Origin of the sequence: Kitasatospora sp. SolWspMP-SS2h (genome assembly GCF_003259315.1) — a bacterium.
In the GTDB taxonomy this organism is placed as follows: domain Bacteria; phylum Actinomycetota; class Actinomycetes; order Streptomycetales; family Streptomycetaceae; genus Kitasatospora; species Kitasatospora fiedleri.
The window spans coordinates 1-25,711 of sequence record NZ_QLLT01000021.1 but is presented as its reverse complement, the minus strand read 5'-3'; the positions used below and the strand labels follow the sequence as shown (position 1 = coordinate 25,711).

Genomic DNA, 25,711 nt, shown 5'->3' with positions numbered 1-25,711 from the left:
GGACAGTCTCACCCACTCCGGCGCGAATAATCTCACCTCAGTCGCGGCGACACCCCCTGCGTGGCGCAGACCACCCGCCACACGTCCTTGGCCTCCCACCCGGCGTCCAGCGCCTGCCGGACGGTGCGGCCGCCGAGCTCGCCCATCACGTGGTCCTGGGCGAAGGACTCCGCGTACGCCTCGCCGAAGTGCTCGTGCATCCGTCGCCAGAACTCGGTCAGCCTCATGCGCCCCAGTATCGGGCACCGGCCGGCCGCTCCGGGACGGCGGTCAGCCCGTCGGCAGGGTGAGCAGGCCGGCGCCGTAGAAGCCGCGGTCCTGGCAGCCGAGCGGCAGGGTCGTGGTGCAGCCCTGGTCGGCGGCCAGGGCCAGCGCGGCGGCGATCCGGTCGGGGCTCCAGTCGGGGTGCCGGGCGGCGACCACGGCGACCGCGCCGGTGACGTGCGCGGCGGACATCGAGGTGCCGGCCAGCGCGGCGTACCGGCCGCCGGGCCAGTCGGAGACGATCGCGCCCTGGGTGCCGCCGTCGGGGTCGCCGCCGGGGGCGGCGATGGAGACCCTGCCGCGCCCGTAGTTGCTGTACCCGGCGGGCAGGCCGTTGCGGTCGACGGCGGTGACGGTGACCACGCCGGGCAGTTCGCCGGGCAGCCGGATGCACTCGGTGCCGAGCTGCCGGTCGTCCGGGGGGCCGGTGGTGCGGTCGTTGGGGCTGCGCTGGTCGGTGCGTCCGGCGTTCAGGTCCTGGCTGTCGTTGCCGGCCGAGGCGACCACCACGGCGCCCTTGCGCTGGGCGTAGGCGACGGCCCGGCCGACGGCGGCGGCCAGCGCGGCCTGGTCGGCGTCCTCGGGGCAGTTGTACTTCCACGGGTCGGCGAAGTAGCTGTCGTTGATCGCGCGGGCGCCGTGGTCGGCGGCCCAGAGCATGCCGCAGACGATGTTCTCGGTGTAGTACTGCCCGAGCGGTCCGAGCAGTCGGACGGCGGCGATCCGCACGCCGGGGGCGACGCCGGTGACGCCGTGGCCGTCGCGGGCGGCGCCGACGATCCCGGCGACGTGGGTGCCGTGGCCGCTCTCGTTGATCGCGTCGTCGGGCCGCCAGGCGCCGCTGCGGGAGTCGGGGCGGCCGTCGGCGCAGGACGCGGAGGCGGCCGGGTCGACGGCGGCCCGCAGGTCGGGGTGGGTGTCGTCGACGCCGGAGTCCAGGACGGCGACGGTGACCTTGGCGAGTTGCTGGGCGGTGGGCAGCGCGCCGGCCCGGTCGGCGGAGGCCGGGCCGGGCCGGTCGGCGACCGGCGGGCGCAGCAGGGCGGCGCCCCGCCCGGCGGGGCGGTCGAGGGCGCCGATCATGGCGAGGTTCCAGTCGGACTGCTCGTCGGGGTCGGGCACGGTGGCGGTGGAGTCGTCGGCCCCCTCGACGGTCTCGCCGGCCGCCCCCGCGCCCGTCGTGCCGCGCGCGGCGGCCGGCTCCGCGTCCCCGAGCGGCAGCGCGCCGGGCCGGGCGCCGGCGGCGGTGCCGGTGCCGGCGTCGAAGGCGGCGCCGGCCAGCGGCCGGGGCGGGGAGGGCACCGGGACGGTGCGGGTGGCGCCGACGGCGGCTATCCCGGGCCGTCCGCGCAGCTTCTCGGCGAACCGGGGCCCGGCGTAGGCGAGCACCGCGCCGATCTGCGGGTAGTCCTGGACGACCTTGCCGCCGACCGCCCGGGCCTGGTCGCCGGCGTGCTCGGCGCCCCGGGCGTCGGTGCGCTCGTCCAGCACCAGGTAGCTGAGGTAGGTGTCGCCGGTGCCGGTGACGTAGGGGACGGCGCCGCCGAGCAGCAGTCCGGTGAGCAGCGTCGCGCCGAGCACCCGGACGCTGCGGCGCCGGTGGGGGGCGGGGGTGCTGCCGGGGGCCTGGCTCACCTGCTCCATCGCACGCTCTCCGCTCGTCAGGCAGGGCCGGACACCGGGATCGGGTCCGGTTCATCACCATATGAGCGATTTGTACGATTTGCTTCACGGGGTTGGGTCAGACGGTGACCGTTCCGTGACCTGTCAGCGTGTCGGGGCACCATGGGGTCATGGCCTCCTCCGACGCTGACCCGCTGCACGGCTTCGCCCCGGCCACCCGGGCCTGGTTCACGGGAGCGTTCGCCGCGCCCACCGAGGCGCAGTCCCGGGCCTGGTCGGCGATCGGGCTCGGGACGGACGTGCTGGTGGTCGCCCCGACCGGCTCCGGCAAGACGCTGGCGGCCTTCCTCTCCGCGCTGGACCGGCTGGCCGCCACCCCGCCCCCGGCCGACCCGAAGCACCGCTGCCGGGTGCTCTACGTCTCCCCGCTGAAGGCCCTCGCGGTCGACGTCGAGCGCAACCTGCGGTCCCCGCTGGCCGGCCTGCGGCAGGCGTCCGTCCGGCTCGGCCTGCCGGAGCCCGAGGTCCGGGTCGGCATCCGCTCCGGCGACACCCCGGCCGCCGACCGCCGCCGCTTCGCCACCCAGCCGCCGGACATCCTGATCACCACCCCCGAGTCGCTGTTCCTGCTGCTCACCTCCGCCGCCCGGGAGGCCCTGCGCGGCGTCGACACGGTGATCCTGGACGAGGTGCACGCGGTGGCCGGCACCAAGCGCGGCGCGCACCTGGCGCTCAGCCTGGAGCGCCTGGACGAGCTGCTGGAGCGCCCGGCCCGCCGGATCGGCCTGTCCGCCACCGTCCGCCCGGTGGAGGAGGTCGCCCGCTACCTCAGCCCGCGGCGCGGCGCGGCGATCGTCCAGCCCGGCGGCGACAAGCGCTTCGACCTGTCCGTCGTGGTCCCCGTCCCGGACCTGGCCGACCTGCCCGCCGCGCCCGCCGAGGAGGGCGACGAGCAGCGGCAGGGCTCGATCTGGCCGCACGTCGAGGAGCGGATCGTCGACCTGGTGCAGGCGCACCGCTCGACCATCGTGTTCGCCAACTCCCGCCGCCTGGCCGAGCGGCTGTGCAACCGGCTGAACGAGATCGCCTACGAGCGGGCCACCGGCGCCCCGCTGCCCGAGGCGCACTCCCCCGCCGAGCTGATGGGCGGCTCGGGGGCGGCCGCGGGCGCACCGCCGCTGCTGGCCCGGGCCCACCACGGCTCGGTGTCCAAGGAGCAGCGCTCGCTGGTGGAGGAGGAGCTGAAGGCCGGCCGGCTGCCCGCCGTGGTGGCCACCTCCAGCCTGGAGCTGGGCATCGACATGGGCGCCGTCGACCTGGTCGTGCAGGTCGAGTCCCCGCCCTCGGTGGCCTCCGGCCTGCAGCGGGTCGGCCGGGCCGGGCACCAGGTCGGCGCGGTCTCCAGCGGCGTGTTCTTCCCCAAGTACCGGGGCGACCTGGTGCAGTCCGCCGTGGTCACCGAGCGGATGCGGGCGGGCGCCATCGAGGCCCTGCGCGTCCCGCGCAACCCGCTGGACGTGCTGGCCCAGCAGCTGGTCGCGATCACCGCGCTGGACGTCTGGGACGTCGACGAGCTGCTCGCGCTCTGCCGCCGGGCCGCCCCGTTCGCCACCCTCCCGCGGTCCGCGTTCGACGGCGTGCTGGACATGCTGGCCGGCCGCTACCCGTCCGACGCCTTCGCCGAGCTGCGCCCCCGCCTGGTCTGGGACCGCGTCGCGGGCACCGTCACCGGCCGCCCCGGCGCCCAGCGGCTGGCCGTCACCTCCGGCGGCACCATCCCCGACCGCGGCCTGTTCGGCGTCTTCATCGCCGGGGCCGACCCGAAGAAGGGCGGCGGTCGGGTCGGGGAGCTGGACGAGGAGATGGTCTACGAGTCCCGGGCGGGGGACGTCTTCACCCTGGGCACCACCTCCTGGCGGATCCAGGAGATCACCCACGACAGGGTGCTGGTCACCCCCGCCCCCGGCGTCCCCGGCCGGCTCCCGTTCTGGAAGGGCGACACCCTCGGCCGCCCGCTCGAACTCGGCCGCGCCCTGGGCGCGTTCGTCCGCGAGCTCGGCGCCCTGGAGCCGGCGGCGGCCACCGCCCGGCTGCGCGCGGCCGGCCTGGACGACTGGGCTTCCGCCAACCTGCTCGCCTACCTCGCCGAGCAGCGCGAAGCCTGCGGCCACCTGCCCGACGACCGCACCATCGTGGTCGAGCGCTTCCGCGACGAGCTCGGCGACTGGCGGATCGTCGTGCACTCCCCGTTCGGCGCCCAGGTGCACGCCCCGTGGGCGCTGGCCATCGGCGCCCGGCTACGCGAGAAGCACGGCCTGGACCCGCAGGTGATGCACGCCGACGACGGCATCGTGCTGCGGCTGCCGGACGGCGACCTGCTGGGCGACTTCCCCCCGGCCGTCCCGCCCGCCGACGGGGCCCCGCCCGCCGACGAGGCCCCGGTCGGCGCCGACGCCGCGGTCTTCGACGCCGCCGAGATCGAGCAGCTGGTCACCGACCAGGTCGGCGGCTCCGCCCTGTTCGCCGCCCGCTTCCGCGAGTGCGCCGGCCGCGCCCTGCTGCTGCCCCGCCGCAGCCCCGGCAAGCGCACCCCGCTGTGGCAGCAGCGCCAGCGCGCCTCCCAACTCCTGGAGGTGGCCGCCGAGTACGGCTCCTTCCCGATCGTCCTGGAGGCCGTCCGCGAGTGCCTGCAGGACGTGTTCGACGTGCCCGGCCTGGTCGAGCTGATGGGAGACCTGGAGTCCCGCGCGGTGCGGCTGGTCGAGGTCACCACCCCCGAGCCGTCCCCGTTCGCCCGCTCCCTGCTGTTCGGCTACGTCGCCCAGTTCCTGTACGAGGGCGACTCCCCGATCGCCGAGCGCCGCGCCGCCGCCCTCGCGCTGGACTCCCGGCTGCTGTCCGAGCTGCTCGGCCAGGCCGAACTGCGCGAACTGCTCGACCCGCAGGTCCTCGCCGACCTGGAGGCCGAGCTCCAGCGGCTCACCCCCGAGCGCCGGATCAAGGACGCCGAGGGCGTCGCCGACGCGCTGCGCCTGCTCGGCCCGCTCTCCGAGGCCGAACTGGGCCTGCGCGGCGCCGACCCGCTGTGGGCGCTGGAGCTGGAGGCCGCCCGCCGGGCGATCCAGGTCCGGATCGGCGGCGCGCTGCGCTGGGCCGCGATCGAGGACGCCGGGCGGCTGCGCGACGCCCTCGGCACCCCGCTGCCGGTCGGCGTCCCCGAGGCGTTCACCGAGCCGGTCAAGGACCCGCTGGGCGACCTGCTGGCCCGGCACGCCCGCACCCACGGCCCGTTCACCGCGCAGGACGCCGCCGAGCGCTTCGGCCTCGGCACCGCCGTGGTCACCGGCACCCTGCACCGCCTCACCGCCGCCGGCCGCCTGGTCCAGGGCGAGTTCCGGCCGGACGGCTCGGCCGCCGCCCCCGAGTGGTGCGACACCGAGGTGCTGCGCCGCCTGCGCCGCCGCTCGCTGGCCGCCCTGCGCCACGAGGTGGAGGCCGTCCCGGCCGGGGCGCTGGCCGCGTTCCTCCCGCAGTGGCAGCACCTGGCCGGCCACCGGCTGCGCGGCGCCGACGGCCTCTACCGGGTGGTCGAGCAGCTCCAGGGCGCCGCGCTGCCCGCCTCCGCCCTGGAGAAGCTCGTGCTGCCCGCCCGGCTCGCCGACTACTCCCCCGCCCTGCTGGACGAGCTGACGGCGGCCGGCGAGATCGGCTGGTCCGGCGCGGGCGCGCTGCCCGGCAAGGACGGCTGGATCAGCCTGCACCTGCCGGAGAACGCCCACCTGCTGCGCCCCGAGCCGCTGCCGCTCACCCCGGGCCCGGTGCACACCGCCCTGCTGGAGGCGCTCACCGGCGGCTACGGCGCGTTCTTCCGCCAGCTCGCCGAGCGCGTCCCGGACACCCCGGACGCCGAGATCGCCGACGCCCTGTGGGACTTGGTCTGGGCCGGGTACGTCACCAACGACACCCTGGCCCCGCTGCGCGGCCTGCTCGGCTCCGGCCGCACCGCCGGGGCCACCGCGCACCGCGCGCCGCGCACCACCCCGCGCGGCCGCTACGGCGGCGCGGGGCGCGGCCTGGCCCGCCCCGCGGCCCGCACCGGCCCGCCGACCACCGTGGGCCGCTGGTCGCTGCTGCCCGCCCTCGACGGGGATCCGACGGTGCGGGCCGCCGCCCGGGCGCAGGCCCTGCTCGACCGGCACGGCGTGCTGACCCGCGGCACCGTGGCCGCCGAGCGGGTGCCCGGCGGCTTCGCGGGCGTCTACCGGGTGCTGTCCGCGTTCGAGGAGCGCGGCAGGGCCCGCCGCGGCTACTTCGTCGAGGGCCTGGGCGGCGCCCAGTTCGCCATGGCCGGCGCCGCCGACCGGCTGCGCTCCGTCAGCTCCCGGCTGGAGCGGGCGGCGGCCACCGAGTGGACGGCCGCCGCCCCCGACCAGGCCCCGCAGGCCGTGGTGCTGGCCGCCGCCGACCCGGCCAACGCGTACGGCGCGGCCCTGCCCTGGCCCGAGCCGCCCGCGGACACCGCCGCCGCGCACCGCCCCGGCCGCAAGGCGGGCTCGCTGGTCGCCCTGGTCGACGGCGAGCTGGTGCTCTACCTGGAGCGCGGCGGCAAGTCCCTGCTCGCCTGGTCCACCGACGGCCCCACGCTGGCCGTGGCACTGGCCGGGCTGGTCGGGCCGCTCACCATCGAGCGCGTCAACGGCCACCCGGCCCTCACCAGCCCCCTGGGCGGGCACCTGGAAACGGCCGGTTTCCACCCCACCCCGAAGGGCTACCGGCTCAGGTAGCGGGGGCGGGGCGCGGGCGGTTCACCCGTCCGAGGGAGGGCTCCCCGCCCCGGGCGGCCCCGGCGGCGGGGGGTTCCCGGCGTCCGGGGTCTCCCCGCGTTTCCCGGGTTCCGGCACCAGTCGGGTGTGCACCGGGATCAGCCCCGCCCCCCACCAGCCGGCCGCGAGCATGCCGAGGGCGGCACCGCCGTGTATCGCGGTGCCGCCCTTCAGCAGCAGTATCAGGCCCAGACCGACCAGTGCCGTCGCACCGAGCAGCAGCGCACTGCGCGCACTCCGCATCGTGGCCCTCCTTCACCCGGCGCCCCGCGGTGGCGGGGCGGACGAGGTCCGGTCAGGCCGCCACCACGTCCATCGCCGCCTTGGGCGAGATGGACCCGGACCGGTCGACGCCGGGTGCCGGCAGCGGAACCGGTTCGAGCACCGGCCTCAGCAGATCACCCTCCGAGAGTGTCGCCATCGCCGCAAGTTCGGCGAGCGACAGTTCGTCGCTGACCTCCCGCATGACCTCCGACATCCGCACGTCCAGTGCGTCGCAGATGGCGGAGAGCAGTTCGGAGGACGCCTCCTTCTGACCCCGTTCGACCTCGGAGAGGTACCCGAGCGAAACCCTGGCGGCTGCCGACACCTCGCGGAGTGTGCGGCCCTGGCGCTGGCGCTGCCGACGCAGCACATCGCCCAGCAGGCGACGGAGCAGAATCATCGGTGCCTCCCTCCTCGGACTGCGGATCGAGATGTCACGACCCCACCGTACCGCCTTGCCAGCATCCCGTGCCGGGACCGGGGTCGTGTTCACTCTGGGCTGCAAGGCGCCCCCTCCCTGTTTCTTCCCCGCCCGGGCCGTCGAACCACCCGTGGCGGGCAGATGTCCGGCTCCGGACGCGCGGTCGACGCCGGGTCGACGGATGTGCCTCCCGGCGGGGCCCCGCCCGGCCGGAGCATCCGGTGTAACACGTTCCCCCGGCGGGTGCGGCGGGTTCCCGGGTTTTCGGCCCGCCGCACCGGGTCCTTCGGCGAAGCTCAGCCCGGGCGGGACGCCAGGCGCCGCAGCAGCAGCTCCAGCGCGGCGTCCACCGACCCCTGCCGGATCGTGTCACGCCCACCCGACAACCGGAGCGGGAGCGCTTCTGTTCCCGCCGGTCCGGCCAGGGCCACGTACACGGTGCCGACCGGCTGCCCGTCCTGCGGCTCGGGCCCGGCCACGCCGGTGGTGGCCAGCGCCCAGTCGGCGCCGAGCAGCCGGCGGACGCCCTCGGCCATCTGCCGGGCCACCACGGGGTGGACCGGGCCGTACACGTCCAGCAGGCCCTCGTCGACGCCGAGCAGGGCGGACTTGAGCTCGGTGGCGTACGCGGTGACCGAGCCCCGGAAGACTGCGGAGGCCCCGGGGACGCCGACCAGGGCGGCGGCCAGCAGCCCGCCGGTGAGGGACTCGGCGACGGCCAGGGTGGCGCCGTCGGCCCGCAGCGCGGCCAGCGCCCGGGCCGCCGCGGTGCCGGGCTCACCCACCGCGGCGCTCCCGGGCGATGCCCTCGCGGCGCAGCCGGACGGCCTGGAGCAGGTAGTCGAGGCCGGTGGCCAGGGTGAGGAGGACCGCGACGCCCATCACCACGGCCCGGGCGGTGGCCAGCGGCCCGGTGAGCACCAGGACGTACATGCCGACCGCGGTGCCCTGGGCGAGGGTCTTGACCTTGCCGCCGCGGCTGGCCGGGATGACGGCGTAGCGGATCACCCAGAACCGCATCAGGGTGATGCCGATCTCCCGGGCCAGGATGACCACGGTGATCCACCAGGGCAGGTCGCCGAGCAGAGACAGGCCGATCAGGCCGGTGCCCATGATCGCCTTGTCGGCGATCGGGTCGGCGATCCGGCCGAAGTCGGTGACCAGGCCCTTGCTGCGGGCCAGCGCGCCGTCGAAGACGTCGGTGATCATCGCGATGGCGAAGGCCGCCCAGGCGAGGGCCCGCCACTTGGGGTCGTGGCCGCCGTCGGCGAACAGCAGCGCGGCGAAGACCGGGACGAGCACCAGCCGGAACATGGTCAGCACGTTGGCGATGTTCCACACGCCGGGCTGCGGCGGGACGGCCGCCGGGGTCGGCCGGGTGGCGGCCGGGGCGCCCGGCCCCTTCGTCATACGTCGGCTCCGGCGAGCTGCTGGACCTCGACGGCCCCGGTGGCCCCGACGGCCTCGGCGACCAGGTCGACGCCCTCGGTGCCGGTCACCGTGGCCCGGTAGAACCGGCCGACCACCGCGTCCCGGACGCCGAGCAGGGTGGTCAGGCCGTCGGTCTCCGGGGCCTGGTGGGCGGCCCGGCCCTCGACCACCCCGTCCTCGACCGACTCGACCAGCACGGTCACCTCGCTGCCGACCCGCTGTTCGGCGCGCTGCGCGGTGAGCTCCTCGGCGAGCTTGGAGAGCCGGGCGACGCGGTCGTCGACGACGTCCTGGTCGAGCTTGCCGTCGTAGCCGGCCGCCTCGGTGCCGTCCTCGTCGGAGTAGCCGAAGACGCCGATGGCGTCGAGGCCGGCGTGGGTGATGAACCGTTCCAGCTCCGCGAAGTCCGCCTCGGTCTCGCCGGGGAAGCCCACGATGAAGTTGGAGCGGGCGCCGGCCGCGGGGGCCTTGGCCCGGATCGTCTCCAGCAGGCCGAGGAACTGCTCGGTGGAGCCGAAGCGGCGCATCCGGCGCAGCACGGCGGGCGCGGAGTGCTGGAAGGAGAGGTCGAAGTAGGGCACGACCTTGTCGGTCCCGGTCATCACGTCGATCAGGCCGGGGCGCATCTCGGCGGGCTGGAGGTAGCTGACCCGGACCCGCTCGATGCCCTCGACGGCGGCGATCTCGCTCAGCAGGGTCTCCAGCAGGCGGATGTCGCCGAGGTCCTTGCCGTAGGAGGTGTTGTTCTCGGAGACCAGGACCACCTCGCGCACGCCCTGCCCGGCCAGCCAGACGGCCTCGCCCAGCACGTCGGCGGGGCGGCGGGAGATGAAGGAGCCGCGGAAGGCCGGGATGGCGCAGAACGAGCAGCGGCGGTCGCACCCGGAGGCGAGCTTGATCGAGGCGACCGGGGCGTCGTCCAGCCGCTTGCGCAGGGTGCGCGGGCCGGAGGCGGGGGCCAGGCCGTCGGGGAGGTCGGCGGGGGCGCCGTGGCCGGGCAGCGCGACCTCGGCGGCGGCGGCCTGCCGCTCGACCGGGGTGAGCGGCAGCAGCTTGCGGCGGTCGCGCGGGGTGTGGGCCTCGACGTGGCCGCCGGAGAGGATGGTGTTCAGGCGGGTGGAGATGTCAGCGTAGTCGTCGAAGCCGAGCACGCCGTCGGCTTCGGGGAGGGCGTCGGCGAGTTCCCTGCCGTAGCGCTCGGCCATGCAGCCGACGGCGACCACGGCCTGGGTGCGGCCGTGCCCCTTGAGGTCGTTGGCCTCCAGCAGGGCGTCGACGGAGTCCTTCTTGGCGGCCTCGACGAACCCGCAGGTGTTGACGACGGCGACGTCGGCCTCGCTGGCGTCGTCCACCAGCCGCCAGCCGTCGGCCTCCAGTCGCCCGGCGAGTTCCTCGGAGTCGACCTCGTTGCGGGCGCATCCGAGCGTGACCAGGGCGACAGTGCGGGTTTCAGGCATGACGCCAAGATTAACGCGCGCCCCCGGGTGGAGTTCCCTCCGGAGGGCGCGCGGTTCGCTTCGGCGGGCGGATCGTCCCGGTTCAGCCCGCCTGCGGGTCGCCCGGGGTGTAGGTGAGGTGCACGACCTGGCCGTCCTGGCCGGCCGGGCCGAGGTCCTTGCCGTTGACGAACAGGTGGACGGCCCCGGCGTTGCCGATCACCAGGGTGATCTTCTTGGCGTCGGTGAAGGTCTGGTCCTGGCCGGCTTCCAGGTTGTTGGAGTAGAGCGACTTGCCGTTGCCGTCCTTGGCGGTGACCCAGCTCTTGTCCGACCCGGCGACCAGCTTGACGGTGACCTTGTCGGCGGGCGCGGCGGCGATCGCGGCGACGCTGCTCTCGGGGGCCGGCGGCTGCGCGGACGGGGAGGCGGTGACCGGGGCGGAGACGCCGGAGGGCAGCGGGGCGCTGGCCGCGCCGGGCTGGTCGCCGCCGGAGGACGAGGAGCCGACCAGGTTGTAGCCGATCAGCGCGACCACGGCGAGGATCGCCACCACCATCGCGGCGGTCCAGTTCGGCCGGTTGTGGTCCTTGACCTTGATCGGGCCGGAGTCGATCAGCTGGCCGGCGGTCGGCGCGGGCGCCCCGCCGTGCTCGGCGTCGTAGCGGGCGACCAGCGCCTCGCCGTCCAGGCCGACCTCGCGGGCCAGCAGCCGCAGGTGGCCGCGGGCGTAGAAGGCGCCGCCGCAGCGGTCGAAGTCGTCGGACTCGATGGCGTGCACGATCGGCACCCGGATCCTGGTCCGGGTGCTGACCTGGTCGACCGTCAGGCCCGCGTCGATCCGGGCCCTGGCGAGCAGCCGCCCGATGCTCGGCCCGCCGGCGGCACGGCTCGGCTCCTCGGCGGCGGCGGGCGCGGAGGCGTCGGGGGCGGAGCTGCGGGGGGACTTGCCGATGGTCACTGGGCACGCCTTTCGAGCGGAGGCCACCTGCTGAAGCACCAGTCTAGGGGTGGGGGCGGAACGTTTCTCAACCGGAGGGGGCCCGAACGTGCCACGGTCTCGCAACAGAACTTGACGGGCGGTCACCGCGGTCCCCGGTCGTGCGGCCGTCCGCCGCCTACCCCCGGATGGTCACCAGTACACCGTCCAGTTCGTCCGGCTTGACCAGCACGTCGCGGGCCTTGGAGCCCTCGCTGGGGCCGACGATGCCGCGGGACTCCATCAGGTCCATCAGCCGGCCCGCCTTGGCGAAGCCGACCCGCAGCTTGCGCTGGAGCATCGAGGTCGAGCCGAACTGGGTGGTGACGACCAGCTCGGCGGCCTGGACGAGCAGGTCGAGGTCGTCGCCGATCTCCTCGTCGATCTCCTTCTTGGGGCCGCCGCCGACCACCACGTCGTCGCGGTAGCGAGCGGCCAGCTGGTCCTTGCAGTGCTGGACGATCTTGGCGATCTCCGCCTCGGTGACGAAGGCGCCCTGCATCCGGACCGGCTTGGAGGCGCCCATCGGCAGGAACAGCGCGTCGCCCTTGCCGATCAGCTTCTCCGCGCCGGGCTGGTCGAGGATGACCCGGGAGTCGGCCATCGCCGAGGTGGCGAAGGCCAGCCGGGACGGCACGTTGGCCTTGATCAGGCCGGTGACCACGTCGACCGAGGGGCGCTGGGTGGCCAGCACCAGGTGGATGCCGGCGGCGCGGGCGAGCTGGGTGATCCGGACCACCGAGTCCTCGACGTCGCGCGGGGCGACCATCATCAGGTCGGCCAGCTCGTCGACGATCACCAGCAGGTACGGGTAGGGCGACAGCTCGCGCTCGCTGCCGAGCGGCGGCTGCACGGTGCCGGCCCGGACGGCGGCGTTGAAGTCGTCGACGTGCCGGAAGCCGTAGGCCGCCAGGTCGTCGTAGCGCATGTCCATCTCGCGCACCACCCACTGGAGCGCCTCGGCGGCCTTCTTCGGGTTGGTGATGATCGGCGTGATCAGGTGCGGGATGCCCTCGTACGCGGTCAGCTCGACCCGCTTGGGGTCGACCAGCACCATCCGGACCTCGTCGGGGGTGGCGCGCACCAGCACCGAGGTGATCAGGCAGTTGATGCAGGAGGACTTGCCCGCGCCGGTGGCGCCGGCCACCAGGACGTGCGGCATCTTCGCCAGGTTGGCCATCACGGTGTGGCCCTCGACGTCCTTGCCCATGCCGACCACCATCGGGTGGGTGTCCTCGGCGGCGGTGCGCGAGCGCAGCAGGTCGCCGAGGGTGACCATCTCCCGGTCCCGGTTCGGGATCTCCACGCCGACCGCGGACTTGCCGGGGATCGGCGAGATGATCCGCACGTCGGGGGTGGCCACCGCGTAGGCGATGTTCTTCGCCAGCGCGGTGATCCGCTCGACCTTCACGGCGGGGCCGAGCTCGACCTCGTAGCGGGTCACCGTCGGGCCGCGGGTGAAGCCGGTGACCCGCGCGTCGACCTTGAACTCGGCGAACACGCCGCTGAGTTGAGCCACCACGTCGTCGTTGGCCTGGGACCGGGCCTTGGCCGGGGCGCCGCGCTCCAGCAGGTCCAGCGGGGGCAGCGCGTAGGTGACGTCGCCGGAGAGCCGGAGCTGCTCCATCCGGGCCGGGGCGGCGCCGTGGCCCTCGGGGGCGGCCGGGGCTCCGGGGGCGGCCGGGGCGTCCGAGGCCCGGGCGGCGGGCACCTCGGGCGTCCAGGGCTCCTCCGGGGGCGCGGTGTTGTCCTTGACCTGGCCGATCATGCTGGCCACCGCGGGCGAGCCGGGCACCCCGTACAGCAGCGCGCCGTCCAGGTCGGCGGCGACCCCGGCCGCGATGTCCCGGGTCTGGTACGGGTCCTTCTCCAGCGGGATCGGCTCGGTGGGCTCCAGGCCCCCGTCGCCCTCGTCCTTGCGGCGGCGGCGCCGGCGGCGGGCGGAGAGCTCGTCGCTGTCGACGGTGATCGGCAGCGCGTCCGGGTCGGCGTCCTCGGGCGGGGCGGTGGAGTAGGCCCGCTCGGCGTCGGACGCCCCGGCCTCCTCCGGGTCGCCGGGCAGCGGCTCGACCACGCCCAGGCGCACGCCGAGCAGCCGCAGCCGCTCGGGGATCCGGTTGACGGGCGTGGCGGTGACCACCAGCAGGCCGAAGAAGGCGACCAGCAGCAGCAGCGGGACGGCCAGCGGCGGACCGGCCGCGGCCATCATCGGGGTGGACGCGGCCCAGCCGATCAGCCCGCCGGCCTGCCGGATCCTGGTGGCGCCGGCGCCCATCGCGGGCGCGCCGCAGCCGATGTGCACCAGGCCCAGGACGCCGACCACCAGGGTGCTCAGGCCGATCGCGATCCGGCCGTTGGCCTCCGGGAGCTCGGGGTGGCGCATCAGCCGGACGGCGAGCGCGCCGAACAGGAACGGCACCAGCACGTCGAGCCGGCCGAACAAGCCGGAGACCACGTTGGTGGCGGCCTCCCCGAGCCAGCCCTGCGGGCTGAACCACGTCCCGGCGGCGGTCACCAGGGCCAGCGCCAGCAGCAGCAGCGCCACGCCGTCCTTGCGGTGCTCGGGGTGCAGGTTGCGGGCGCCGTGGCCGAAGCCGCGGAACAGCGCGCCCACCGGGTGCGCCAGGCCCAGCCAGAGGGCGCGGAGGGCGCGGAAGAGTATCGGCCGCCTCGGCGGGGGCGGCGGCGCGGCCGGGGCCCGCCGGGCCGGGGCGGCCTTCTTCGCCGGGGCCTTCCTGGCGGGCGCCTTGGCCGCGGCGGCCTTGGCGGGCGCCTTCTTGGCCGGCGCGCCCTTGGCCGGCCCGGGCTTGCTGGTGCGTGCGGCGCTTCCGGGCGTTCGTGTGGCCATGGGGGGCAGCCTACCGGCGCGCCCGGGCCGGGGACATGCGCGGGCGCACTTCGGCGGGTTGTGTCGCCGACGCGCCGTCAGCCGTCCGGGAACCACCCGGACGGGCGACGCCGACGTCCCGTCAGGGGGAGCCGGGGCGCAGCGCGTCGAGCGCCCCGCGCAGGCCGGCGATCTTCCGCTCCAGGTGCGCGGCGGTGGCGGCGGCGCCGCCGTCCGGACCCGCGTCGAGCTGCTTGGTGAGCGCCTCGGCCTGCTCCTCGACGGCGGCCAGCCGGGCCGACAGCTCGCCGAGCAGCGCCCCGCCGATGGCCGGCTCCTCGCCCGCCTCCAGCTGCAGGCGCAGCAGCGCGGCCTGCTCCTTGAGCTGGGTGTTCTTCTGGTAGAGGTCGACGAAGACGGAGACCTTGGCCCGCAGCACCCACGGGTCGAAGGGCTTGGAGATGTAGTCGACCGCTCCGGCCGCGTAGCCCCGGAAGGTGTGGTGCGGTCCGTGGTTGATCGCGGTCAGGAAGATGATCGGGATGTCCCTGGTCCGCTCGCGGCGCTTGATGTGCGCCGCGGTCTCGAACCCGTCCATGCCGGGCATCTGGACGTCCAGCAGGATCACCGCGAAGTCGTCGGTGAGCAGAGCTTTGAGCGCTTCCTCGCCGGAGGCGGCGCGCACCAGGGTCTGGTCGAGCGCGGAGAGGATCGCCTCCAGGGCGAGCAGGTTCTCCGGACGGTCGTCGACCAGGAGGATCTTCGCCTTCTGCACCAGGACCCGCCCTCCTGCCGGTTGTTTCCCGTGGGCCGGCACCTTCGCGCCGCCCATCACTGCCCCGGTCATGCTAGCCGTACCCCCTCGCCTGCCACAGGCCCGGTGCCGGGCGTCACCGTACGGTCACTGTTGGCAACGACGGGTGACCCTACCGGGTTCCCGCCCGCGGGGGCCAGCCGGAGCGGCCCCCCGCGGGCGGCGGTCACCTGACAGGCAGGTGCTGGCGCATCACCGCCAGCAGGTGGTCGGTCTCCACCGGCTTGGTGATGTGGTCGGTGGCGCCCGCCTGGAGGCTCTTCTCGCGGTCGCCCTTCATCGCCTTGGCGGTCAGCGCGATGATCGGCAGGCCGGAGAACCGGGGCATCCGGCGGATCTGCTCGGTGGTCGCGTAGCCGTCCAGCTCGGGCATCATGATGTCCATCAGCACCAGGGCGACGTCCTCGTGCTGCTCCAGCATCTCGATGCCCTCGCGGCCGTTCTCGGCGTACAGCACGGTCAGGCCGTACTGCTCCAGCACGCTGGTGAGGGCGAACACGTTGCGGATGTCGTCGTCGACGATCAGCACCCGCTCGCCGTCGAAGCGCGGCGGGGCGGCGGCGGGGCGGGACGGCTCGCCCTGGCGCGGGACGGTCTCCTCGGCGGGGCGGGGGGCGTCGGTGGGGCGGCGGCGCTCGACGGTGGAGCGGCGGCGCTCCTCGACCAGGCCGCGGGCCTCCTGGGTCCACTGCTCGGCGGGGGTGCGGGGGGCTTCGAGGGCGCGCGGGGCGCCGCCGCGCTCCAGGGTGACCGGCTCGGGGCCCTCGCTGCGCAGCGGCAGGTAGAGAGTGAAGGCGGAGCCGCGGCCCAGCTCGCTCTCGACGTGGATCTCGCCGCCGAGCAGCCGGGCGATCTCCCGGCTGATCGACAGGCCCAGGCCGGTGCCGCCGTACTTGCGGCTGGTGCCGCCGTCGGCCTGCTTGAACGCCTCGAAGATCTCCCGGAGCTTGTTGCCGGGGATGCCGATGCCGGTGTCGGAGACCGAGAAGGCGATCAGCGGCTCGTCCGGGTCGGCCATGGTGCCGGACTCCAGCAGCTGCTCGCGCACGTGCTGCGGGATCTCCTGGCCGGCCACCGGGCGGATCATCAGCTCGACCGCGCCGGCGTCGGTGAACTTCACCGCGTTGGACAGCAGGTTGCGCAGCACCTGCTGGAGGCGCTGCTCGTCGGTGTGCAGGGTGACCGGCAGGTCCGGGGAGACCCGGACCGCGAAGTCCAGGTTCTTCTCGGCGGCCAGCGGCCGGAACGCGGCCTCCACGTAGTCGACCAGCTGGACGAGGGCGATCCGGGCCGGGCGGACGTCCATCTTGCCCGCCTCGACCTTGGACAGGTCGAGGATGTCGTTGATCAGCTGGAGCAGGTCGCTGCCCGCGCCGTGGATGGTCTCGGCGAACTCGACCTGCTTGGCCGACAGGTTGCCCTCGTTGTTGTCGGAGAGCAGCTTGGCCAGGATCAGCAGCGAGTTGAGCGGGGTGCGCAGCTCGTGCGACATGTTGGCGAGGAACTCGCTCTTGTAGCGGGAGGCCAGGGCGAGCTGCTCGGCGCGCTCCTCCAGGATCTGTCGGGCCTCCTCGATCTCGCTGTTCTTGATCTCGATGTCGCGGTTCTGCTGGGCGAGTTGCTCGGCCTTCTCCTGCAACTCCTCGTTGGTGCGCTCCAGTTCCTCCTGGCGGGCCTCCAACTCGGCGGAACGCATCGAGAGTTCGGCGGTCAGCCGCTGGGACTCCAGCAGCAGGCCCTCGGTCTTGGTGTTGACCGAGATGGTGTTGACGGTGACGCCGATCTGGTCGGCGATCTGGTTCAGGAAGTCCAGCGCGACGGTGGTGAAGCTGGAGAAGGTGGCCAGTTCGATCACGCCGAGCAGCCGGCCCTCGAACAGCACCGGCATCACCACCACGTGCGCCGGAGAGGACTCGCCGAGGCCGGAGGAGATCTTCAGGTAGCCGGGCGGGGTCTCCTTGAGCACGATCGGCCGCTTCTCCACGGCGGCCTGCCCGATCAGGCCCTCGCCGAGCCGGAAGGTGGTGGGCATGGTGCGCCGGTGGTAGCCGTAGGAGCCGATCAGGCGCAGCACGATGTCGTTCTCGTCGTCGTCCTCGGTGACGAGTTCGGCGGTGCGCCCGGCGGGCTGGGCGAGGAAGAAGGCGCCGTGCTGGGCGGAGACCACCGGGGTCAGCTCGCTCATGATCAGCGAGGCGACGGCGGACAGGTCGCGGCGCCCCTGGAGCAGGCCGGACATCCGGGCCAGGTTGGACTTGAGCCAGTCCTGCTCCTTGTTGGTCCGGGTGGTCTCCCGCAGGTTGGCGATCATCTGGTTGATGTTGTCCTTGAGCTCGTCGAGCTCGCCGGACGCGTCCACGTTGATCCGGGGCGACAGGTCGCCCCGGGTGACGGCGGTGGCGACCTGGGCGATCGCGCGCACCTGCCGGGTCAGGTTGTTGGCCAGCTCGTTCACCGACTCGGTGAGGTCCTGCCAGGTGCCGGCCACGCCGGGGACGCGGGCCTGGCCGCCGAGCCGGCCGTCGGTGCCCACCTCGCGGGCGACCCGGGTGACCTCGTCGGCGAACGCGCCGAGCTGGTCGACCATGGTGTTGATGCTGGTCTTGAGCTCCAGGATCTCGCCGCGGGCGTCGACGTCGATCTTCTGCGAGAGGTCGCCGCGGGCCACCGCGGTGATCACCAGGGCGATGTTGCGGACCTGGCCGGTGAGGTTGTTGGCCATCAGGTTGACGTTCTCGGTCAGGTCCTTCCAGATCCCGGCCACGCCCGGGACGCCGGCCTGGCCGCCCAGGATGCCGTCGGTGCCGACCTCGCGGGCGACCCGGGTGACTTCGACGGCGAAGGCCGACAGCTGGTCGACCATGGTGTTCAGGGTGCCGGCCAGCGCGGCGACCTCGCCGGCCGCGTCGATGGCGATCTTCTTGGACAGGTCGCCGCGGGCCACCGCGGAGGCGACCTCGGCGATGTTGCGGACCTGGCTGGTCAGGTTGGACGCCATCAGGTTGACGTTGTCGGTCAGGTCGCGCCAGATGCCGGAGACGCCGGAGACCCGGGCCTGGCCGCCCAGGATGCCGTCGGTGCCGACCTCGCGGGCGACCCGGGTGACCTCGTCGGCGAACGCGGACAGCTGCTCGACCATGGTGTTGACGGTGGTGACGAGCTCGCGGATCTCGCCCTTCGCGTCGACGGTGATCTTCTTGGAGACGTCGCCGCGGGCCACCGCGGTGGTCACCTCGGCGATCGAACGCACCTGGCTGGTCAGGTTGTTGGCCATCAGGTTCACCGAGTTGGTGAGGTCCTTCCAGGTGCCGGAGACCCCGGGCACGCTGGCCTGGCCGCCCAGGATGCCCTCGGTGCCGACGTCCCGGGCGACCCGGGTCACCTCGTCGGCGAACGAGGAGAGCTGGTCGACCATGGTGTTGATGGTGTTGGTCAGCTCCAGGATCTCGCCCCGGGCGTCCACCTGGATCTTCTGGGACAGGTCGCCCCGGGCGACCGCGGTGGTGACCTGCGCGATGTTGCGGACCTGGCTGGTCAGGTTGTTCGCCATCGAGTTGACGTTCTCGGTCAGGTCCTTCCAGACGCCGGCCACCCCCGGCACCTGGGCCTGCCCGCCGAGGATGCCCTCGGTGCCCACCGCGCGCGCCACCCGGGTCACCTGCTCGGCGAACCCGGACAGCTGGTCGACCATCGTGTTGATGGTGTTCTTCAGCTCCAGGATCTCGCCCCGGGCGTCGACCTCGATCTTGCGCGACAGGTCGCCCTTGGCGACCGCGGTGGTCACCTCGGCGATGTTGCGGACCTGCGCGGTCAGGTTGGCGGCCATGAAGTTCACCGAGTCGGTGAGGTCGCGCCACACGCCGGCCACGCCCGACACCTGCGCCTGGCCGCCGAGCCGGCCCTCGGTGCCCACGTCGCGGGCCACCGTGGTGACCTGCGCGGCGAACGAGTTGAGCTGGTCCACCATGGTGTTGACGGTGTTCTTCAGCTCCAGCATCTCGCCGTCGACGTCGACGGTGACCTTGCGCGAGAGGTCGCCGCGGGCCACCGCGGTGGTCACCTCGGCGATGTTGCGCACCTGCGCGGTCAGCCGGCCCGCCATGGTGTTGACCGAGTCCGACAGGTCCTTCCAGGAGCCGGAGACGCTGCGCACCCGGGCCTGGCCGCCGAGCTTGCCCTCGGTGCCGACCTCGATCGCCACCCGGGTCACCTCGTCGGTGAACTCCGACAGCTGGTCGACCAGCCCGTTGACCGTCCGGCCGACCTTCAGGAACTCGCCGCGCAGCGGGTAGCTGGCGCCGGTGGTGTGCAGCGAGCGCAGCTCCATGGTCTGGGTCAGGTCGCCCTCGGCGATCGAGGACAGCACCCGGCCGACCTCGGCCATCGGCCGGGCCAGGTCGTCGATCAGCGCGTTGCAGTTGTCCACGGCCGCCATCCAGGCGCCCTCGCCGACCCCGGTCTCCAGCCGCTCGGAGAGCCGGCCCTCGCGGCCCACCGCCCGCCGCACCCGGGCCAGTTCCCCGGTGAGGTGCTGGTTGCGCTCGGCGACCTCGTTGAACACCGCGGCGATCTCGGCCAGCAGGCCGTCGCCCGGGAAGGTCAGCCGGCGCCGGAAGTTGCCGTCGCGCATCGCGGTCAGCGCGGTCAGCAGCTTGCGCAGCTCCGCGGGCTCCGCGCCGCGCCCCGGCCCCGGGCGCCGCCCGCCGCCGGCCCGCGACGGCGGCACCGGGCGGGCGCCGCGCGCAGCGGCGGTCGTCGTACCGGACACGTCCTTGGTCGCCGAACTCAACGGGGGCCCTCCCAGGTCCTGACTCGGTTCACCGCCGCGGGAGGATCGGCGTCCGGCCGGTCGGCTCCCGCGCCGTCCCTGTCGACCGTACTGCGGCGGTGACGGCACGCGGACCCCCCAGTGTGGCAGCACCGGCAGTCGGTGTCGGACCGGTTGCGCGGGGTTTTCCCGGCGAGCAGGGAAAGTGGTGAACGAAATCACCCCCAGGTGCCTGTTTCGACGCCCCGGCCCCGCTGGGTACCAACCGGAAAGTAGGGTGGAGGGCCGCACCGGGCCGGGGCGACGCCGCCCCGCGCCCGCCGCACCGCCCGAACCGTCCGCCCGGACCGTCCGCCGGACCAGCAGCAGAGGAGCCGTGGCCGTGGTCACCGCGCGCGCAGCCGCCACCTTCGAACCGGTCGACCGGTCGGCCGCCGCGGCCCGCGGCTTCGTCCGGGACGCCCTGCTCGGCTGGGGCGTGCCCGAGGTGGTGGACGACGCCGTGGTGCTGGTCAGCGAGCTGGTCACGAACGCCGTGGTGCACGCCGGGACGGCCGCCGAGGTGGCCTGCCTGCGCGAGGAGGAGACCGTCCGGATCGAGGTCAGCGACCGGCACCCGGAGCGCGGCCTGCCGTCCTTCGCCAATGTGACGATGAACTCGCAGCGCTACGCCGACCCGGACGGCGAGGGCGGCCGGGGCCTGCTGATGTGCTCGGCGCTGTCCAGCAGCTGGGGCGTGGAGTACGCGGCCGGCCGCAAGACCGTCTGGTTCCGGCTCGCCCTGCCCGAGCAGCGGCCCGGCACCCGGTACGCGCTGCCCAGCCTGCCCGGCGGCGAGCTGCCGACCACCGACGGCCCGGTCCGGGTCGCCGTGGTGCAGCTCGACGACCACGGGCGGGTCCGGCACTGGAACGCCGACGCCGAGACGCTCTTCCACCGGCCGGCGGACGCCGTGTTCGGCCGCCCCTGGGCCGAACTGGCCGTCTGGCCGCAGACCCCCGGCCTCGGCCTCGGCGACACCCTGCGGCTGGCCCGCTGGGAGGGCTCGTACGCGGTGCGCGGCGGCGACGGCGCGGTCCAGGAGGTGTACGGCACCCACGTGCGGCTGCGCGACAGCCAGGGCACCCCGACCGTGCTGTGCGTGCTGGTCCGGGAGGCCGACCGCGCGGTGCTGCGCAGCCCCGGCGCCCCCGGCACCGCCGTGGAGGGCGCCACCACCGCCGTCGAGCCGCTGGACCTGCTGGTCGGCCCGGTCTCCCCCGACGACCTGTCCAGCCTGCTGCAGCGGATCGTCGAGCGGGCCCGCGACCTACTCGACGCCGACGCCTCCTACCTGCTGCTCACCAGCGAGGACGAGACCGAGTTCGAACTGCGCGCCGCCACCGGCCTGGCCGGCCCGGCCCGCCGCTTCTCCCGGCTGCCGATCGACGCCGGGGCCGGCCGCTTCGACTCGGCCCGGCTGCCCGCCGTCCACGAGGACCTCGCGGTCCGCCCCACCGGCGCCGCCCCGCTGCTCGACGGCACCGACCTGCGCTCGCTGATCACCGTCCCGCTCAAGGTCGAGGGCCGGCTGACCGGCTCGCTCGGGGTGGCCGCGGCCGCCCCCGGCCGCTACGACAACGAGGACGCGCTGCGCCTGCAGTTCGCCGCCGACCGGATCGCGCTGGCCCTGGAGAGCGCCCGGCTCGGCGAGCTGGAGCGGCTGCGGCGCGGCTCGCTGTCCTTCCTGGTGGAGGCCTCCGACCTGCTCGCGGGCACCCTGGAGCACGAGCAGACGCTCGCCCTGATGGCACAGATGGCCGTCCCCACCCTCTCCTCCTGGTGCGCCGTCTACACCACCGGCACGGACGCCGCGGCCGGCGCCGAACTCGCCTTCGTGCTGCACGAGGACGAGGACCGGATCGACGCGCTGCGCGCCCTGCTCGACAAGTCCCCCGCCCCGGAGGCGGTGCCCAGCCCGGGCGCCCGCCCGTGGTCCGCGCCCGCCGAGACCGCCCGGGCCCTCGGCCACCCGGTCGGGCCGGAGCTGGGCGAGACGGTGGTGATGCCGCTGTCCGCTCGCAACCGCGTGATCGGCCTGCTGGTGCTCGGCACCCGGCACGGCGTCCGGTTCCGCCAGGAGATCCTGGAGCTCGGCGAGGACCTCTCCCGCCGGGCCGCCCTGGCGCTGGACAACTCGCGCCTGTACTCGGAGCGCACCGCGATCAGCCAGGCGTTCCAGCGCGCCCTGCTGCCGCCGGAGCTGCCGAAGATCCCCGGCGTCGAGGTGGAGGTCTTCTACCAGGCCGCGGGCGAGGGCAACGAGGTCGGCGGCGACTTCTACGACCTGTTCCCGATCCGCGAGGGCACCTACGGCTTCGCCATCGGCGACGTCTGCGGCACCGGCCCCGAGGCCGCCTCGGTCACCGGCCTGGCCCGCAACTCGCTGCGCCTGCTGGCCCGCGAGGGCCTCGACGCCCCGCAGGTGCTCACCCGGCTGAACGCCGCGATCCTGGACGAGGGCAGCCGGGCCCGCTTCCTCACCCTGCTCTACGGCGAGCTGACGCCCCGCGAGGACGGCTCGACCGTCCTGTCGCTGGTCTGCGCCGGCCACCCGCTGCCGCTGCGGCTGCGCACCGACGGGCAGGTCGACCAGGCCGCCTCGCCGCAGCCGCTGCTCGGCGTGATGGACGAACTCGACCTCGTCGCCGAGGAGTTGGTCCTCGCCCCGGGCGAGGTGCTGCTGTGTGTGACGGACGGCGTGACCGAACGCCGGGAGGGCCGCCGGATGCTCGGCGACGACGGCCTGGCCGAGGTGCTGACCGGCTGCGCGGGCCTGACCGCGGGCGCCGTCGCGGCCCGGGTGCACCGGGCGGTGGAGCGGTTCGCACCGGAGCCGCCGTCCGACGACATGGCCATCCTGACCCTGCGCATCCCGACCCAGCGGCAGAGCTGACCGGCCACCGGTTCTCGAACCGGTGACGGGCCGGTGCCGGAACCGGTCACGTTTTGCTCACACTTGCTCATCCTGCGTGAGGCCCGCGGGTACGGAACCCGGCGGCCGGGTACACCGTGAGCACCGGGGGCTTCCACCCCGGAGGGCACGACCAGCGGCTCGGCCGCCGGTTCTCTCACTCGCCGCAGCCGCCGCACCCTCTCCCCGGTGCGCCCACGACCCGGCACCCGGCACCACCTCGCACCCCACTTTTCACCGTGATCCCGCCATGCCCTGGCGCAGAGTGAAAGGAGCCTCCGGTGAGCAACGAAGCCCCCGGGGCGAACGTCCGATCCGCTGACGCGGGTCCGCTCGGCTACCTGGCCCTCGGTCTGACCCTGCTGGCGTACGGCCTGCTCGGCACGGGTGTCCTCAACGGCACCTCGGCCGGCGGCGCCGCCACGCTGGCCAACCTGGTCGGCGGCGTGACGCTGTTCGTCGCCGGCCTCTGGCAGTTCCGCGGCGGCGACCGCTTCAGCGGCACCGCGTTCACCGCCCTGGGCGCCTTCTGGGCGACCTGGGCCGCCGCCGGCCCGGCCGGCAAGAACACCGCGGGCCTGTTCCTGCTGCTGTGGGCGCTGCTGGCGCTCACCCTGACCGCCGCCTCCTGGGGCGCCGGCCTGCTCACCCGCGCGGTGTACGGGCTGCTGACGGTCTCCCTGGTGCTCAGCGCCATCGGAGCCTTCAGCGACGCCTCCGGCTGGGCCAAGGTCGGCGGCTGGGTCGCCGCCGTCGCCGGCCTCGCCGCCTGGTACTCGGCCACCGCCGCCCTGACCGACGGCCGCTGGGGCCGGGTCGCCTTCCCGGTCAGGTAACCACCGCACCGCCGCACCGCGCACCACCGTTCACCCCGGAGCCCGGACGCCACCCCCACGGCGCCCGGGCTCCGGCATGTCCGAACGCGAGCCGCTGCGCATGCCGTTCGACCTGCGCGGCTTCGTCCCGCGCCGCACCCTCGACGCGGCGGCCGCCATCCCGGCCGTCCTCACCGCCGTCCAGGTCCCGGTGCCGCCGCTCCCGTCCATCCCGCACCTCCCGCAATCGCCTGACCCGTTCACCTCGGGTTGCTACTGTCTGCGTGCGGAGGGGAACGGATGGGTCATTGGCTGGTGGGCACGGAGTCCCTCGCCGCATGCCGTTTCGTGCTCTCACCCCTGGTCGAGACGGTCGCCGCGGTCGGCATCCTCGCCGAGATCCGCCCCGAACCGTGGCGCCGCAGCTGGCTCGCCACCCACCAACCCGCCTTCCGGGCCCACCTCGCGGCCACCCGGCAGCCCGCCCCCCAGCCCAGCGCCCGCCGAGCCTCCGACTGGCCCGCCGAACTGCGGCTGCCCGTCCCCGACCCGGACGCCGACCCCCGGCTGCTCGACCTCACCGGCACCGACCTGCCACCGGACCTCACCGAACTCCTCGACTGGACGTGGCAGCACGTCGTCCGCCCCGAATGGCCCGCCCGCCTGCGCGCCCTCCGCGCCGACCTCACCGCCCGCCGCGAACGCGCCGAACGCCACGGCTGGCCCGCCGCCCTCCCCCACCCCGGCCCGCACCACCGCTGGCTCCCCGACGGCCGCCTGCGCCTCACCGCCCCCGACCTCCCGCCGCCCCCGCGCCCCTCCCCCGAACTGCTGCTCGTCCCCACCAGCGCCCGCCACGGCTGGCTCTGCCCGGACGGGTCACGCAACCGGCTCGCCCTCGTCTACCCGACCTCGGCCGCCCCCGTCCCCGGCCCGCACACCCCGCCCGCTAGCCTGGGCCGCCTGCTCGGCAGCGCCCGCGCCGAACTCCTGGCCGGCCTCGACCGCCCGCGCGACACCACCCAGCTGGCCGCCCTCACCGGCCTCGGCCCGGCCGCCGTCGACGACCACCTCACCGTCCTGCTCGACGCCCGCCTGATCGCCGGCACCACCACCGGCCGCTACTACCGCACCGCCCTCGCCGAGGCCCTGCTCTCCGCCCAGCCCGGCTGACCTCCGGTCCTACCGGGCCGCGCTGGGCTCTCGCTCCCCCGGCCCCGCCGCCGCGGCCTGCGGCTCGTCCTCCTCCTCCTTCTGGCGCCACCCCGAGACCGCCGCCTGCACCAGGTACACGGTCAGCAGGATCACCACCGCCACCAGGCCGTCCGCCCAGAAGTGGTTCGCCGTCACCACGACCACCCACACCGTCACCACCGGGTGCAGCACCATCAGCCACCGCCACGGCCCGCGCGCCACCGAGACCACCGCCACCGCCGCGATCACGCACCACGCCACGTGCACCGAGGGCATCGCCGACAGCTGGTCCGCCACCACCCCCGCGACCGCGCTGCCGTACACCGACTGCCCGTACTGCTCCGCCAGGTCGACGAACCCGCTGCCCGGCAGCATCCGCGGCGGCGCCACCGGGATGAACTGGATCAGCAGGCACACCGCCGTGGTCGCCACCACCGTGGTCCGCACCCACGCGTACCGCGCCCGGTGCCGCAGGAACAGCCAGAGCAGCACCACCAGCATCACGCCGAAGTGCATCGTCGCGTAGTAGTAGTTCGCCCCCTGCACCAGCCACGGATGCCCCACCACCGCCCGCTGCCACGACGCCTCGTCCGGCAGCCCGAACTCCCCCTCCGTCCGGTGGATCCACTCCGCCCGCTCCACCGCGTGGCCGGTGCCCACCAACGACAGGTGCCCCACCACCTGCCACAGCGCGAACAACGCCAGCAGCGTCCCCGCCTCCCGCAGCGCGTCCGCCACCACCCCCGCCCGACGCCGCCGCACCTCCCCGCCGGCCCGCCGAGCCACCCCTCGCCTGACCGCGAACGCCGCAGCGTACAGCGCCGCGGAGGCACCGGCCGAGGTTTGCCACGTCAACGTCAGGTTCTGCATTGGCGAAGGCTACCCGCCCGCTCCCGGGAACGCGAGAAAGCCCCCTGACATCCCGTCAGGGGGCTTTCCCACAAAGATTGTTCGGCGGCGTCCTACTCTCCCACAGGGTCCCCCCTGCAGTACCATCGGCGCTGTGAGGCTTAGCTTCCGGGTTCGGAATGTAACCGGGCGTTTCCCTCACGCTATGACCACCGAAACACGGTGAAACTGTGCACCGCCCACCCGTGGC

The 25,711-nt window shown here is 74.6% G+C and carries 16 protein-coding genes and 1 rRNA gene; 4 read left to right on the top strand and 13 right to left on the bottom strand.

Going from position 1 to position 25,711, the window contains the following annotated elements; all coding sequences use genetic code 11:
- Positions 1-32: 32 nt before the first annotated feature.
- Positions 33-227 (bottom strand): DUF3046 domain-containing protein, encoded by a 195-nt coding sequence (locus K353_RS24590; RefSeq protein WP_111555732.1) that lies wholly within the window; start codon positions 225-227, stop codon positions 33-35.
- 43 nt (positions 228-270) lie between these two features.
- Entirely contained in the window at positions 271-1,908 is a 1,638-nt protein-coding gene (locus K353_RS24585) for a S8 family serine peptidase (protein WP_111555731.1), read from the bottom strand.
- Positions 1,909-2,057: 149 nt separating this feature from the next.
- Between K353_RS24585 and K353_RS24580 the strand changes: the two genes are divergently transcribed.
- Complete coding sequence (locus K353_RS24580) at positions 2,058-6,671, top strand: ATP-dependent helicase (protein WP_111555730.1); 4,614 nt, start codon at positions 2,058-2,060, stop codon at positions 6,669-6,671.
- Positions 6,672-6,692: 21 nt separating this feature from the next.
- On the opposite strand, the gene K353_RS24575 is transcribed toward K353_RS24580, so the two are convergent.
- From K353_RS24575 to K353_RS24535, 9 genes are all read right to left on the bottom strand, one after another.
- Positions 6,693-6,953 carry a hypothetical protein gene (locus tag K353_RS24575; RefSeq protein ID WP_111555729.1) on the bottom strand — a complete coding sequence of 87 codons (261 nt, stop codon included), beginning with the start codon at positions 6,951-6,953 and terminating at the stop codon, positions 6,693-6,695.
- A gap of 52 nt (positions 6,954-7,005) precedes the next feature.
- Complete coding sequence (locus tag K353_RS24570; RefSeq protein WP_030457965.1) at positions 7,006-7,374, bottom strand: helix-turn-helix domain-containing protein; 369 nt, start codon at positions 7,372-7,374, stop codon at positions 7,006-7,008.
- A 317-nt stretch (positions 7,375-7,691) separates the two neighbouring features.
- The gene (locus tag K353_RS24565) at positions 7,692-8,180 is read right to left on the bottom strand and encodes a CinA family protein (RefSeq protein ID WP_111555728.1); all 489 of its coding nucleotides are present in this window, start codon (positions 8,178-8,180) and stop codon (positions 7,692-7,694) included.
- Positions 8,173-8,805 carry a CDP-diacylglycerol--glycerol-3-phosphate 3-phosphatidyltransferase gene (gene pgsA / locus K353_RS24560; protein WP_111555727.1) on the bottom strand — a complete coding sequence of 211 codons (633 nt, stop codon included), beginning with the start codon at positions 8,803-8,805 and terminating at the stop codon, positions 8,173-8,175. The genes K353_RS24565 and pgsA overlap by 8 nt, the downstream gene beginning before the upstream one ends.
- Entirely contained in the window at positions 8,802-10,283 is a 1,482-nt protein-coding gene (gene rimO, locus K353_RS24555; RefSeq protein WP_111555726.1) for a 30S ribosomal protein S12 methylthiotransferase RimO, read from the bottom strand. The genes pgsA and rimO overlap by 4 nt, the downstream gene beginning before the upstream one ends.
- Positions 10,284-10,365: 82 nt before the next feature.
- A complete protein-coding gene (locus K353_RS24550) occupies positions 10,366-11,223 on the bottom strand; it encodes a RodZ domain-containing protein (RefSeq protein ID WP_233533808.1) in 858 nt (285 codons plus the stop codon).
- Positions 11,224-11,380: 157 nt separating this feature from the next.
- Complete coding sequence (locus tag K353_RS24545; RefSeq protein ID WP_111555725.1) at positions 11,381-14,089, bottom strand: DNA translocase FtsK; 2,709 nt, start codon at positions 14,087-14,089, stop codon at positions 11,381-11,383.
- Positions 14,090-14,210: 121 nt separating this feature from the next.
- Positions 14,211-14,846 carry a response regulator gene (locus K353_RS24540; protein ID WP_100840723.1) on the bottom strand — a complete coding sequence of 212 codons (636 nt, stop codon included), beginning with the start codon at positions 14,844-14,846 and terminating at the stop codon, positions 14,211-14,213.
- Positions 14,847-15,048: 202 nt separating this feature from the next.
- On the bottom strand, positions 15,049-19,512 hold the full coding sequence (locus K353_RS24535) for a HAMP domain-containing protein (protein ID WP_111555801.1): 4,464 nt from the start codon (positions 19,510-19,512) through the stop codon (positions 15,049-15,051).
- A 415-nt stretch (positions 19,513-19,927) separates the two neighbouring features.
- Here K353_RS24535 and K353_RS24530 point away from each other — a divergent pair, with 415 nt between their 5' ends.
- The 3 genes from K353_RS24530 (at position 19,928) to K353_RS24515 (ending at position 24,591) form a co-directional block, all read left to right on the top strand.
- On the top strand, positions 19,928-22,585 hold the full coding sequence (locus tag K353_RS24530; protein ID WP_370447646.1) for a SpoIIE family protein phosphatase: 2,658 nt from the start codon (positions 19,928-19,930) through the stop codon (positions 22,583-22,585).
- A 299-nt stretch (positions 22,586-22,884) separates the two neighbouring features.
- The gene (locus tag K353_RS24525; RefSeq protein WP_111555724.1) at positions 22,885-23,439 is read left to right on the top strand and encodes a GPR1/FUN34/YaaH family transporter; all 555 of its coding nucleotides are present in this window, start codon (positions 22,885-22,887) and stop codon (positions 23,437-23,439) included.
- 327 nt (positions 23,440-23,766) lie between these two features.
- A complete protein-coding gene (locus K353_RS24515) occupies positions 23,767-24,591 on the top strand; it encodes an ArsR family transcriptional regulator (RefSeq protein WP_146616559.1) in 825 nt (274 codons plus the stop codon).
- 9 nt (positions 24,592-24,600) lie between these two features.
- On the opposite strand, the gene K353_RS24510 is transcribed toward K353_RS24515, so the two are convergent.
- On the bottom strand, positions 24,601-25,482 hold the full coding sequence (locus tag K353_RS24510) for a phosphatase PAP2 family protein (protein ID WP_111555721.1): 882 nt from the start codon (positions 25,480-25,482) through the stop codon (positions 24,601-24,603).
- A gap of 79 nt (positions 25,483-25,561) precedes the next feature.
- A 5S ribosomal RNA gene (rrf, locus tag K353_RS24505) occupies positions 25,562-25,678 on the bottom strand.
- Between the last annotated feature and the right edge of the window lie 33 nt (positions 25,679-25,711).

What these genes read in the sequence shown, in the direction of transcription:
- K353_RS24545 (WP_111555725.1), bottom strand. Translation starts at nt 14,089, where the DNA reads ATGGCCACACGAACGCCCGGAAGCGCCGCACGCACCAGCAAGCCCGGG.
- K353_RS24575 (WP_111555729.1), bottom strand. Translation starts at nt 6,953, where the DNA reads ATGCGGAGTGCGCGCAGTGCGCTGCTGCTCGGTGCGACGGCACTGGTC.
- K353_RS24570 (WP_030457965.1), bottom strand. Translation starts at nt 7,374, where the DNA reads ATGATTCTGCTCCGTCGCCTGCTGGGCGATGTGCTGCGTCGGCAGCGC.
- pgsA (WP_111555727.1), bottom strand. Translation starts at nt 8,805, where the DNA reads ATGACGAAGGGGCCGGGCGCCCCGGCCGCCACCCGGCCGACCCCGGCG.
- K353_RS24510 (WP_111555721.1), bottom strand. Translation starts at nt 25,482, where the DNA reads ATGCAGAACCTGACGTTGACGTGGCAAACCTCGGCCGGTGCCTCCGCG.
- K353_RS24580 (WP_111555730.1), top strand. Translation starts at nt 2,058, where the DNA reads ATGGCCTCCTCCGACGCTGACCCGCTGCACGGCTTCGCCCCGGCCACC.
- rimO (WP_111555726.1), bottom strand. Translation starts at nt 10,283, where the DNA reads ATGCCTGAAACCCGCACTGTCGCCCTGGTCACGCTCGGATGCGCCCGC.
- K353_RS24535 (WP_111555801.1), bottom strand. Translation starts at nt 19,512, where the DNA reads ATGCGCGACGGCAACTTCCGGCGCCGGCTGACCTTCCCGGGCGACGGC.
- K353_RS24590 (WP_111555732.1), bottom strand. Translation starts at nt 227, where the DNA reads ATGAGGCTGACCGAGTTCTGGCGACGGATGCACGAGCACTTCGGCGAG.
- K353_RS24585 (WP_111555731.1), bottom strand. Translation starts at nt 1,908, where the DNA reads ATGGAGCAGGTGAGCCAGGCCCCCGGCAGCACCCCCGCCCCCCACCGG.